The following is a 12,544-nucleotide window of genomic DNA, read 5'->3' on the forward strand; positions in this document are numbered from 1 at the left end:
CCTGTGGAAAATTTATCGCCATTTTAATAACAGGCCAATAACCTTACATTTCGTGTAGAATCGCCGGCCTTGAGACGTTAATCGGAGTTGGGCATGACCACTATCCGCCAGGATGATCTGATCGACAGCGTTGCTGATGCGCTGCAATTTATCTCTTACTACCACCCACAGGACTTCATTCAGGCCCTGAACAAGGCTTATGAGAAAGAGGTCAACCCGGCGGCTAAAGACGCCATGGCCCAGATCCTGATCAATTCACGGATGTGTGCCGAGGGCCACCGCCCTATCTGCCAGGATACCGGCATTGTCACCGTGAAGTTGAAAGTGGGTATGAATGTGCGTTGGGAAGCGGACATGAGCGTTACCGACATGGTCAACGAAGGTGTGCGCCGCGCTTATCAAAATGCCAGCAACGTGTTGCGCGCCTCTATTCTTGCCGACCCAGATGGCGCCCGTAAGAATACCGGCGATAACACTCCGGCAGTGATTCATTATGAAATCGTTCCTGGTGAAACTGTGGAAGTGTATGTGGCAGCCAAAGGTGGTGGCAGTGAAGCCAAAACCAAATTTGCCATGCTCAACCCCTCTGATTCTGTAGTGGATTGGGTTCTGAAGATGGTGCCTCAGATGGGGGCGGGCTGGTGTCCGCCGGGCATGCTGGGTATTGGCATTGGCGGTACTGCTGAGAAAGCTATGTTGCTGGCCAAAGAATCCCTGCTCGACCCTATCGATATCCAGGAGTTGCAGGAGCGCGGTGCCTCCAACCGTGCCGAAGAGTTGCGCCTGGAACTATACGATTCTGTCAACAAGCTGGGTATTGGTGCCCAGGGCCTGGGTGGCTTGACCACTGTCTTGGACGTGAAAGTGAAGGATTATCCCACTCACGCAGCAAATAAGGCCGTAGCAATTATTCCCAACTGCGCCGCCACTCGTCATACCCACTTCACTCTTGATGGCTCTGGCCCTGCGCGCCAGACTCCGCCGAAGCTGGAAGACTGGCCGGAAATTACTCGAGAAGCTGGCAGCAATACTCGCCGTGTCAACCTGGATACCGTTACTGCAGAGGATGTACAGAGCTGGCAGCCCGGTGAAACCTTGCTGCTGAATGGCAAGATGCTTACTGGTCGCGACGCCGCTCACAAGAAAATGGTGGATATCCTAGCGAAGGGGGAGAAGCTGCCAGTGGACCTGACTGGCCGCTTTATCTATTACGTAGGGCCGGTAGATCCTGTGCGCGATGAAGTAGTTGGCCCCGCAGGCCCAACTACCGCCACCCGTATGGATAAATTTACCCGCACCATGCTCGAAGAGACCGGCCTGCAAGGGATGATCGGTAAGGCAGAGCGTGGCCCAATGGCAATTGAAGCGATTCGTGACAATAAAGCGGTGTACCTAATGGCTGTGGGTGGCGCTGCGTATTTGGTGGCTCAGGCGATTAAAGCCTCCAAGGTAATTGGCTTTCCGGAGCTGGGTATGGAAGCCATCTACGAGTTTGAGGTGGAGGACATGCCAGTAACCGTAGCAGTCGATAGCCAAGGTGAGTCTGTGCATACCACGGGACCATTGATCTGGAAGGCGAAAATCGAGGAGGGTATCGCCTAAGGGCTGCCCCAATTTAAACAAGCCGGGTCCGCGAGGTTCCCGGCTTTTTTTTGTCTTCAAGCTTTTAGGGATTAAGTTTGGCGGGACTAGGTTGTCTTCTCAGCTAGCCACGGTAAAACAAGCATAGTAAAAGTCTAACCTGATGCCTCAATTAGATTCATCCTGGTACAGCCCACTCCAAAAGCCTCTACATCCCCAGCTCTGGGTAAAGCTGCAAAATGGTTTCTCTTAGCCAGCGATGGGCGGGGTTGTTGGTTTGTGACTTATGCCAAATCAGCTGCAGGCTGACCTTGGGAAAATCCATAGGCAGTTCAATTGTACGAACAGGTAATGCTCGGTAATGAGAGGACTTCATCATCCTTGCGGGTACAACGGCAATTAAATCGGTGGTGGCGACTATATGAGGAAAGGAGGATAGGTGAGGGACACGCAGGCAAATATTGCGCTGCAATTTATTCGGTCTGGCTAGCCTCTCCATCGGTGAGCCTACGGGGTTTCCTCTCAGCAATGATATTTGTGGTATTGATTTAAAATCCGCCTCAGAGATGGATTTTCCTACCTTCTCATTATGCTCCCCTGCGATCACCACCAATTCTTCTTCGGCAATAATCAGACTGCTGTAATTGGGAGATTCTAATGGTAAATAATCGACAATTAAGTCGACTTCTCCATTGCTTACCATTCTGGAAGTCATCTCTGATTCGTCAGGTAATATTGTGAGCTTTATCCCTGGTGCATACTCTCGTAGCCAGGCACTGAGTCCTGGAATCATAAGGGTTTCCACCACATCGGGTAGAACAATCGAAAAATCCCGTTCTGCCCCGCGATGTTCAAAGTCGAGCTGCCGGAAGCTTGATCTCACTGCTCCAAGAGCCGTGTGAATGGAAGGGTGTAGTGTCAGCGCACGCTCGGTAGGGCGTAGGCCTTTTGCGGTGCGGATAAAAAGTGCATCGTTATAGGTGGATCTCAAACGCTTTAAGGCAGCACTTACTGCAGGTTGGCTCATGTGTAGCTTTACTGCAGCCCTAGTCAGGTTGCGTTCGACCATCAGGGCATCAAATACAGGCAGTAAATTCAAGTCCATTGATCTGAGATGATTCGACATTATCAGTCTCACAAATAATGCTGTTAATTATTATTTATTAGAATTCAATCATCCGCCTGATTATATTTCTGGTCAATCAAATTCTTAGATTTTCTAGTGCAAATGATGAGGGGCACTCTGTACATCGCTATTAGATGGATGTAATCAAACTGCCGGGTTTTGATTGTTTATATAGTTTTACGGAATTCCAACGCTAATAAAAAGGAGCAAATATGTCGATCAATCATGATGCGGCCCCTTTCAGGGCTGGATACAGGGCACGAGTGAAAGGCCGTTACCATGGATGGCTTCATCTGATGGGTATTCTAGCTATTGGTGCCGGAGTTTGTATTTTCTGCATGTTTCAATTGGATTTGTTAAAAACTTGGGAGCTGTTAGTGATCCCCGCAGGGACGGTTATATATAATTTTTCTGAATACGCTAGTCACCGTTGGGCTGGTCATAAAAAGATTCGGATTGCAGGGCTGTTTTATCGCAGACATACCGGGGATCATCACAGTTTTTTCTCTCCACCCCTATTTTCTATTGACTCTACCAAAGACTGGAGAATAGTACTTTTCCCCATTTATTTAACTGCGACTCTTGCTTTAGTGATTGCGCCAATTTTAGGATACTTTTTCTCCATACTTTTTTCGATAAATGCTGGTTACCTCTTGATTGTGACTATGGTAGTAAATCATTTGGGTTATGAATTGTTGCACTTGGGATACCACCAGCCTCTAAATCATTGGTTCCATCGAGTTCCCGTTCTGCGTGAGTTGGCTCAATTGCATCGCATACATCATCAACGTAAATGGATGAATGAATGTAATTTTAATTTGACTATCCCTCTGTTTGATCTTTTGCTGGGCACTTTTCACTGGAAATCTATTGGATCTTGTCAGAAGAGTGAGAGTTAGAGCTCTACAGAGTGTTTGGTTCAAATAGAACCCGTCTTCTCCAGTTGGGTCAACATTAGTTCTCGAATAATCGGCACTGGCGCACTGCCAAAACTTAGAAAGCTTTCATGGAATTCCTTTAAGTTGAATTTATCTCCGAGCTTATTCTTTACTTCTTCGCGCAAGGCAAGGATATCTGTAAATCCGGCAAAATAGCTGGTGAGTTGAACCTGGCTGAGAGTTGCTCTACGCCACTTCCCCTCCGCCTCAGCCCGTTGTTGAAAAGCCCCATCAACCATTAAATTCATTGCTTCGGCTTCTGTCATCCCCTTAACTTGTACACCGTAATCCAAAATGGTGTTGGTAATCACGCGTAAATTCCACTTGTAGTACATCAGCCAGAGTTCCGGCGAAAAATCCCCGTATCCAGCCTCCAGCATCATACGTTCGGCATAGACCGCCCAGCCTTCAATCATGGCGCTGTTACCGAAGATGGTTTTAATAATACTCGGAGACTGGTTGGCATAAACCAACTGGGTATAGTGACCGGGGATGGCTTCGTGAATGTTCAGTATTTGCAAAGTGTAATGGTTATATTCCCGCAGCAGGCTATTCGCTTGCTCGTCACTGTAATTCTCTATGGGCAACACATTGTAATAGGTATTGGCATCCTTATCGTAGGGACCAGGCGCATTGATAGAGGCAACAGCAAAGCCGCGTAGATAGGGGGGGGTAGTGCGTACTATTAGTGGCTTTTCTTTGTCCAGGTCGAGTAGATTGTGCTGTATGACAAAGTTTGCCAGCTGTGGTATTTGCTTTTCTATCACCTCTTTGAATGTATCTTTACTGGCATGATTAAGGGATAGTTTTTCGAGTAGGCGCCGGACCTTTTCCATTTGATTCGATGGTGCCTGGGTATCGGGAAAATGTTTGGGCCAAAGTTGCTCGGTGAGCGCCGCCATTTTACTGTGGACCTGTTTTTTTTCTTCCAAAGCACGCAGGTAGAGGGCGCTGGCACTGGTATCAATCTGAATATCAAAGCGGAATTTTTCTTCATATAGCTTTTCTCCAATACGGAAATCACGAAACCTTCCAGATTTTTCCAGGCTGGTTTGTAAATTTTTTAAAAAGTTTACATAGTCTTTTATCGCTTCACGGGAGGCGTGCAGACGTTGCCTGAATACTTCTTTTTCATCATCAAACATCTGGCTGCTTTCTACCAGGTTTTCTACCCTAGTCCCAAAAACTTCCAGGGCACCTTCGTTCTGCTGAATAGCCAACATTAATTGTGGCGCGGCGGGCCTACGGATAGCCTGCTTTGCGGCTTGGTAGTAATCGGGAACCAAGCGCATACGCGTATTGAAGGTGCGCAGTCGGTTTTTGAGGGGGGCGTACTCGGTATTTAAAATCAGGGCAAAAGGATGGGATACGTTATATATGGAGGGGTCCCACTGGTAGGATTTGAAGGTGGTATATTCCCACTGCAGGCGCTGTAGGAAATTCATAATAAGCGCCATATCGGTGAGGGAAGAAATACTGAGTAATTCACTATCCAGAGCGGCGAACTTGCGTTCATAAGTTTGAGCGAAGTCCAATAGATAGGCGCGGAAGGCCTTGTCAGGCACTTGTAAATGTATGGCAGCCTCATAATAGCCTTCGCGGACTGCCCAGGAAGGAAATAGTTTCCACAGACCGTTAACGAACTGTTGGCTCAGCTGCTGAAAGGCCAGTTCCATCTCGGCACGCATTTCAATCATCGTTTCAACTTGAGGGGGCACTATGCGCTTCCTATCGGTACCTTGGGGGCCGCAGGCACAAACAAGAGTGAGCGACGTCAAAATCAACAGTTTAAGAGGGGCTTTCATGGCGATCCTTGCCAAAAGGGGTTTATAAACGCTTGTGTATCTGCTTAAAAATTATCATATCGGCCGGAGACCCTTGATCAGCCTGACAATGGTTGTTTACACCGTGAATTGATATCCAAGCATTTAGCACACTGTCCCATATTGGCGAGTGAAAACCGTAGATAATGCGTTTTTAACGTCTGCGCTTGTGTCGTGGAAGAGCCCCGGTTAGAGTGAGCCCCACGTGAAATAACCGATAATAAACAAGGTTTTGAGGATTTATTCATGACTGAGCTAGCCCAACAACAGTGTGAAGCCTGCCGCGCCGATGCCCCTCTCGTCAGCGATGACGAGCTGCCAGGATTGCTGCGCCAAATTCCTGATTGGACGCCAATGACCCGCGACGGCATTATGCAGCTGGAGCGCGTGTTCAAGTTCCGGAGTTTCAAGCAGGCCTTGGCGTTTACTAACCGTGTAGGTGCCATCGCAGAAGAAGTGGGCCACCACCCGGCACTGCTTACTGAGTGGGGTAAGGTAACCGTGACCTGGTGGAGCCATGAGGCCAAGGGGTTGCATAAGAATGATTTTATTATGGCTGCGCGCACCGACCAGCAAGTAGATGCAGACTAAGCATCTCCCAAGGGCGCATCTAGCGCCCAATTTTCTGCCATCCCGCGTCATTTCTAAACTGAGGTTGCCCTAGAAGGAACCCTTCGGTTCTATTCACTCCCCTAAACACCTCCTGGTTCCGGAGTCGTGGAGTCGTTCGGTAGCCCTGTATATCAATAGTTGAAAGTGTGTGCCCTGGATAGAAGGAGAGAGATTTTGTCTGAGTATACTTCTACAGTGGTCTGGCAACGTGACGACCAGATTTTTACCGACAATCAATACAGCCGCGCTCATACTTGGCAGTTTGATGGCGGTTTGTCAGTTCCAGCCTCTTCATCTCCCCATATTGTCCCAATCCCCTACTCACACCCAGAAAATGTCGACCCAGAAGAAGCTTTCGTGGCGTCGCTATCTAGTTGTCATATGTTGTTTTTCCTTGCAATTGCCGCAAAAAGGGGTTTCGTCATTGATGAGTATCGCGATGAAGCGATAGGCGTGATGGATACAATAGGGGGGGGTAAGTTGGCCATGACTAAGGTCACCCTGAGACCTTTGATCCGCTTTTCTGGCGAAAAGAAACCTAGTCGCGAGCAATTGGAAAAAATCCACCATCTTTCCCACAAGCAGTGCTTTATTGCTAACTCCGTAAAAACGGAAGTGGTTACTGAGATTCGGGAGGTATAACTACTCATTGAAGTGAGTAGGTTTCATAAATACTCATGTAGACGGCAGTATGTTTAAAGTTATTGAAACTGTGGCTTCAGTTGAGGATTTTCTTCGCCTCAGGCAGATTAGTGGGCTATCCCCAAGAAGTCGGGAGGCCGCAGAGAAGGGGTTGCCAAATAGTCTCTATGGCATTCATATTCAAATTCGTTCAACCACCATTGCCATGGGGCGGGTGGTTGGTGATGGAGCCTTAAATTTTGAGATTGTGGATGTCGCTGTCGCCCCAACTTTTCAAGGTCAAGGGTTGGGAAAGGTTGTGATGGAACACATTATGTCTTATTTGGATCGTGAAGCGCTTCCTTCTGCTTATATTACCCTTATGGCGGATGTACCGGAGCTGTACGAGAAGTTTGGCTTTAAGTTAAGCAGCCCTGAAAGTGAAGGGATGTACATGTTGAAGTAGATTTATTTCGAAGTATGTAAATTCTTGGCTGTAATTAAGGCCATATTGGGTATCGGGTAGAGTGTTTTATATTCAGCGATGTTTTTAGAGTAACTTGTACACCTTGTGTTTCTTTCTGTTCACTTTTTTAGTGGCTTAAACACATCCGTGATATCTCCAACCAATTTGGGGTTCTTTGGGTCGGCAACCCGCTTTCCTGTGCCCTTTGAAAAATCGATTCCATGTAAATCTACCCAAACAATATTTGGATTTTTAACCCAGTTGAAATAGTAAATTCGGCGGTTTAAATCAATCACCGAAAGCCACCAAGTGGGATAAGTAGCTGGTTCTTTAGTTCCTTCTTCCTGACTGGGACGGCTATAAGGTGCGCCAAAAGGAACGGCCACAGTGCGGATTGCACTTAGGAGGTAAGAGACTGCCTGAATAGCATTGGCAGGTTTTGGTAGATTGTGTTGATAGTAAGATAATCTAACAAAACGGTCAGCGCCATCAATCCCTCCAGGAACAGATTTAAGCCCTCCAAAGCCTTGGTAAAAAGGCAGGTTTTGAAGCTGCCATCCATATGGTGGGTCATTTGTCATGACCGAAAATTTCTTACCGTGATGTACAACTAATTTACCATCGATTATTTCGAAGATAGCTGAATCACCACTTGGGTCCTCTATTGCCATATGTGCACCAAGTACTTCGTCACCAACTTTCACTGGCGATATGCGTATATTTTTCATCCCAATGACGGCATCTGCGACTGTAGCATGGTTATCGAGAATAAAACGCAGCCAGCGCATATAGGATACTCCTGGCGTATTATTTGGTTTGGCGTAGCGGGTTGCTCCAAGATATAGAATATGTGCCGTTAGACCTTTCTCGTTAATTCCGTCGGTAGCACCGTCATTATTTGAGAAGCCATATTGGCGGGCATAAGGAATAATACTTTGTACAACACTTCCATATTTTGAAGTCCATTTGGCGGGGTTATGGCCGTCCTCACCGACCATCTTCATACCTCGAGGATTTATATAAAGAATATCCTCAAAAGAATGTCCCCAATCCATTGATCTGGCGGCAAAAACACCTTGCTCATTATTCCAGGTAACCCGGGAGCATGCATAGAGTATCGATGGCCAGGAAAATTGGAGCAACGTTATAATCAACGACACTTTATTTGTAGCTGTTTTGATCACTTCATAACTCGTATATTTAGGGTGATTAAAAGCATGTAGTTTAGTTGTCTTTTCTAAGAATATCTGTCTATCTTGGCTTCAAGAAAGCCAATATTAAATACATGATAAGCTTGTAGATTCCAAATTTTTAAGAGATTTTTTTGCGTTTCGTGAGGTTGGTCTTATCTATCTCTGCCGAAAGATAAAAGTTTCTGAACAATGTGCTAGGAATTTATATAGGTGCGTGAGACCTTATGGTTTTGAGTAATTTATTGTAGGGTTGGAAAGTTGATATTACGTCGTCTTTAGGTGTAGTCATCATTTCCTTCTTAGGAGTTTTATTCTAAGTTGTTTAGTTGTTAATTGTGTTAAGTAGATTGCAAAAATTTCAATAGATGCTGCGGTAAGTTCTCTAGATGCTTGTTTTTTTTGATCTGTCTAATTTTTATTCTTTCTAATACTTTATTAATAGAGGTGAACGACTGCGTGTGGGTAGGATCGCCACTGAGTTATAAATTCATAAAAAATTAATGTTTCAGACCCAGCTCTTTGACCGGAATATTTTTATCTTTTATTTTCTCATTATATATTCTTGATTGTATTTTGGTCTGTATATTTTGTTGTGTAGTACTATATATAATGATAGTTTGTCGTGAAAATTAATGTTGTCTCTATTATGTCGGGATTTGATCATGCGTTATGAAATATGGGCTTGATGGTGAGCGATGCTGCAATATGTTTACACTCAGAGATAAGATAACTGTTTAGACTATGTGAGAGATGAATGTATTGTCTGATTTATGGTCTTTGCAGTGTTACTCGTTAAGTTAGTAGGGTGTATATAGGTCAAAACTAGCTATGCGATTCGATGTTGGTTAAAAAGCTATGAAGCGCTATTGGGTATGCCTATTTAGGTCATGCATGTTAAGCGCTTTTAGTTGAGTGGGGCTTTTTATCCTGTTTTGTTGATTTGAATTTATCACCAGCTAAAAGAAGGAAATTTTAATGATAAAAAAAATAATTAAGGCATCATCTCTTGGTATTATGTTGCTGTTCAGCTTGTCAATTCAGGCGGAGACGAGAAGTGCGCTTGTGGGGGGGCGGCTGATCGATGGTTTTGGTAATCGGCCAATCGCAAACAGTGTTATTTTAATTCGGGGAGACAAAATTGAGGAAGTTGGCACGGTTGAAACACTTCCCGTCCCCGACGGGTATCAAATTATTTCTACTGAGGGGATGGATGTCTTACCTGGACTTTGGGAAAATCATGCTCACCTAATGCTCAGTGGACACTCGGACTATGTGCATTGGGACAAACACTACCTACATCGCCTGACCAATGAAATAATGCCTGCTAGTGCAATACAATTACTGCTAGCCGGGGTTACTAGTGTTCGTGATTTGGGTGCTCCGCTAGAAGCATCTTTAGAGATAAAGCGCAAAATCATTTCTGGTGAAATTGCCGGGCCAAGGCTATTTATTTCCGGACCATTTATCCAACATGAAGTTTATCCTGGCACTGAAGCTTTTCGTTGGTCAGTCTCTAGTGCCCCTGAAGCAAAAAAGAAAGTAAACTTACTGGCAACAGCTGGTGTCGATATAATTAAGCTGATTGACCATGACAAGATGACTATAGAAGTTGCTCAAACGGTCGTGGATGAGGCCCATAAGCATGGTTTAAAAGTTGTAGCTCATTCGCACCGCCCAGATGAGATCCGCAGAGGGCTGGCCATAGGTGTCGATAACTTTGAACATACAGGGCTGACAACAGCACCTGAGTACCCTGAAGATATCATCCAGTTATTAAAAGAGCGCACTGCTAAGGGCCGCGTTGCTGGAGGCCCGCTTTTCTGGACTCCAACCGTAGAAGGTCTCTGGAACTATAGTAACACTGTGGATAACCCGGAAAGGCTGGATGATACATGCTGGCACAAAGGACTAAAACCAGACACTATTGACGATATTAAACAGTCATTGAGAAACCCTGGGCAATTGCAGTACATGCAGTTAACTCCCTTACGTAAACCAACTTTGAAAAAGAAAATCTCCCAGCTTAAAGATGCTGGTGTGGTGTTTCTTGTGGGGACAGATAGTGGTATCCCAACTAAATTTCATTGCCAAAGCACTTGGAACGAATTGGCCGTTTTGGTTGAAGAGATGAATTTTTCCGCTATGGATGCAATTCGAGCAGCTACCTACTGGCCCGCAGTAATGATGGGGGTTTCGGACCAATCAGGGACTATATCTAAAGGAAAATTTGCCGATATCATCGCAGTAAGAGGGGATGCGCTGAGGCATATTAACCTTCTATCCAATGTCTCATTGGTTATGAAAGGAGGAGTCCTCTATAAAAAGGGTGGACAGGCAATAGAATCTTACCCAACCTCCCAAAGGTAAAATCCAAGGAATCTCCTCTTAAAATATCAGCAAACAGTCCCATATACTCCTGTATGGTGTAAGTTATAGACCAGTTTGGTAGCTCTAATGATTTTTTATTTTGAGCTTTATGGGAGCTGTTTGCTTAGTGGGTAAAAATTCATGTTCAGAAAATTTATTTTTTAATCATCTAAAAAGAAGTTGTTTTCCGGATTGTAATAGCAAAAATCGTGATCTAGGTTCTTGCGAAAGCAGTAGGGGTCTTTTGCTTCCATTTCGCCCCATAACCCTAGATTGGAGTAGTATGCAGAGTCTTGTTCAATCTTGAATTTATCTCCGCAATAGTAGGCGTAATTCCAAGCGGCTCCTCTTGCAACCATTTCTTGATTGATGTTGTACCCATTTGCAAATAGATAGCCAGTTTCTCTGCCGTATTGATCCCTTCCTGTCGATTGGAAATCCACAGTGCCAAATGACAATAAATGATTCAGGGTCTGAGTAGCTTCTGGGCCATATATTTGCGTGCTGGGATAGGTTTCTGGTGCATCAATGCACTGAAGGCGTATTTCAACATATTCACCAGAAACATATCCGTGAACTGTGTCACCGTCTATTATCCTGTAGTTAGTCAGTGGAGCCGCTTGTAATGAAGTGGAGAGTGTACACAGCAAAATTAATCTTTCCATTGGGATTATCTGCGTCGTTTTTTTATGTGCGCAGGATAGGGAGTATTTATTACGTGTTTATTTATAGATTGTGATAGTAATAAATAGTTTTTGTTAAAGGGTGAGAGTGTTTTGAGAGGCTAACATGAGGATGTTTCTTAGTTCTAAGCGGTAGGTACCTAAGATCTGTCTGGAAATTATTATTTTGAAACGTAATCGATAGGGCCCTCGAAATATGATGACCCTAGCGTAAATTAAAATTATGTCAGGATAGAGCGTTCAAGTGGATTCAGTGGTGTAATACTAAACTTTTTTTGTTCTCTTAGCTCATGCTTCTCTATGTGCAGCCCAGAGTAAGAATTCCCGGTTGCCATCGCCACCTTTAATTGGGCTGTCAATATATTCTTTAATCTCAAGTCCTAATTCATCACATAAATATGCAATTTTCTGGCGTACTTGTGGGTAGAGGTTTGCATCACGCACCACCCCCCCTTTACCAATGCCCTCAGGTCCCACCTCGAATTGTGGCTTTACCAGGGTCAACAGCTGGCCTTCGGGTTTTAGTAAAGAAGGCAGCTGCGGCAGTATCAACGTTTGGGAAATAAAGGATACATCCATCACGATGGCATCAAAGCCAGTATCTGCGAAAGGAGAAAGCTGTGATGCCTCTAAATAACGGGCATTAATTCCTTCGAAGAGGTGCATACGTGGATCATCTATTAGTTTTTGTGCTAGCTGATCTCGCCCTACATCTACCCCTACTACGGAAGTGGCGCCTCTCTGCAACAGGCAGTCACTAAAGCCTCCAGTAGAGCAGCCTACATCCAGGGCGTGCCAGCCCATAGGATTTAATCCTGTGTGATCGAGTATCGCGGCAAGTTTTAGGCCGGCGCGGGAAACATATTGATCTTCGGGTAGTGCAGTGACTTCTAAGGCGCAGTTCTCACTGACGGATTGCCCAGCTTTGCGCGCCAGCTCCATGGGGCCGCCCTCGGATAGCGTGACCCTGCCGGCTTCGACCAGTTTCTTGGCGTGGGTGCGGGAATTGGCGAGTTTTCTCTGTACTAGCAGTTGGTCCAAGCGGGTCATGTTTTGCTACTGGGTCCTGTCAAATGGTTAAGAATACTGTGGCCATGCTAACCTCTGGCTCCCATAGGTAGAAGTGCGGCTCCG

Annotated in this window: 11 protein-coding genes; 6 read left to right on the forward strand and 5 right to left on the reverse strand. The window is 45.4% G+C overall.

Annotated features, from left to right (window positions below):
• Positions 1 to 93 precede the first annotated feature (93 nt).
• Positions 94 to 1,602 (forward strand): fumarate hydratase, encoded by a 1,509-nt coding sequence (locus ACJJJA_RS07120; protein ID WP_444904141.1) that lies wholly within the window; start codon positions 94 to 96, stop codon positions 1,600 to 1,602.
• Positions 1,603 to 1,789: 187 nt separating this feature from the next.
• Here the strand turns inward: ACJJJA_RS07120 and ACJJJA_RS07125 are convergent, their stop codons facing one another.
• Positions 1,790 to 2,707: a LysR substrate-binding domain-containing protein gene (locus ACJJJA_RS07125; RefSeq protein ID WP_444904142.1), complete on the reverse strand. Its 918-nt coding sequence runs from the start codon at positions 2,705 to 2,707 to the stop codon at positions 1,790 to 1,792.
• 212 nt (positions 2,708 to 2,919) lie between these two features.
• Between ACJJJA_RS07125 and ACJJJA_RS07130 the strand changes: the two genes are divergently transcribed.
• Positions 2,920 to 3,606 carry a sterol desaturase family protein gene (locus ACJJJA_RS07130; RefSeq protein ID WP_444904143.1) on the forward strand — a complete coding sequence of 229 codons (687 nt, stop codon included), beginning with the start codon at positions 2,920 to 2,922 and terminating at the stop codon, positions 3,604 to 3,606.
• 20 nt (positions 3,607 to 3,626) lie between these two features.
• Here ACJJJA_RS07130 and ACJJJA_RS07135 read toward each other — a convergent pair whose 3' ends face one another.
• On the reverse strand, positions 3,627 to 5,363 hold the full coding sequence (locus ACJJJA_RS07135; RefSeq protein ID WP_444904144.1) for a DUF885 domain-containing protein: 1,737 nt from the start codon (positions 5,361 to 5,363) through the stop codon (positions 3,627 to 3,629).
• A 351-nt stretch (positions 5,364 to 5,714) separates the two neighbouring features.
• Between ACJJJA_RS07135 and ACJJJA_RS07140 the strand changes: the two genes are divergently transcribed.
• From ACJJJA_RS07140 to ACJJJA_RS07150, 3 genes are all read left to right on the forward strand, one after another.
• The gene (locus ACJJJA_RS07140; protein WP_444904145.1) at positions 5,715 to 6,059 is read left to right on the forward strand and encodes a 4a-hydroxytetrahydrobiopterin dehydratase; all 345 of its coding nucleotides are present in this window, start codon (positions 5,715 to 5,717) and stop codon (positions 6,057 to 6,059) included.
• Positions 6,060 to 6,254: 195 nt separating this feature from the next.
• Positions 6,255 to 6,722 (forward strand): OsmC family protein, encoded by a 468-nt coding sequence (locus ACJJJA_RS07145; RefSeq protein ID WP_444898793.1) that lies wholly within the window; start codon positions 6,255 to 6,257, stop codon positions 6,720 to 6,722.
• Positions 6,723 to 6,771: 49 nt separating this feature from the next.
• Entirely contained in the window at positions 6,772 to 7,167 is a 396-nt protein-coding gene (locus ACJJJA_RS07150) for a GNAT family N-acetyltransferase (protein WP_444904146.1), read from the forward strand.
• Positions 7,168 to 7,286: 119 nt separating this feature from the next.
• Here ACJJJA_RS07150 and ACJJJA_RS07155 read toward each other — a convergent pair whose 3' ends face one another.
• Entirely contained in the window at positions 7,287 to 8,351 is a 1,065-nt protein-coding gene (locus ACJJJA_RS07155) for a bile salt hydrolase (protein ID WP_444904147.1), read from the reverse strand.
• Between the two features lie 984 nt (positions 8,352 to 9,335).
• On the opposite strand from ACJJJA_RS07155, the gene ACJJJA_RS07160 reads away from it, so the two are divergent.
• Positions 9,336 to 10,727: an amidohydrolase family protein gene (locus tag ACJJJA_RS07160; RefSeq protein WP_444904148.1), complete on the forward strand. Its 1,392-nt coding sequence runs from the start codon at positions 9,336 to 9,338 to the stop codon at positions 10,725 to 10,727.
• Between the two features lie 161 nt (positions 10,728 to 10,888).
• On the opposite strand, the gene ACJJJA_RS07165 is transcribed toward ACJJJA_RS07160, so the two are convergent.
• Together ACJJJA_RS07165 and ACJJJA_RS07170 are read right to left on the reverse strand one after the other, a co-directional pair.
• Positions 10,889 to 11,392 (reverse strand): thermonuclease family protein, encoded by a 504-nt coding sequence (locus ACJJJA_RS07165; protein ID WP_444904149.1) that lies wholly within the window; start codon positions 11,390 to 11,392, stop codon positions 10,889 to 10,891.
• A 306-nt stretch (positions 11,393 to 11,698) separates the two neighbouring features.
• A complete protein-coding gene (locus ACJJJA_RS07170) occupies positions 11,699 to 12,460 on the reverse strand; it encodes a TlyA family RNA methyltransferase (protein WP_444888359.1) in 762 nt (253 codons plus the stop codon).
• Between the last annotated feature and the right edge of the window lie 84 nt (positions 12,461 to 12,544).

Source organism: Microbulbifer mixtoriginis (SeqCode) (assembly GCF_052466865.1).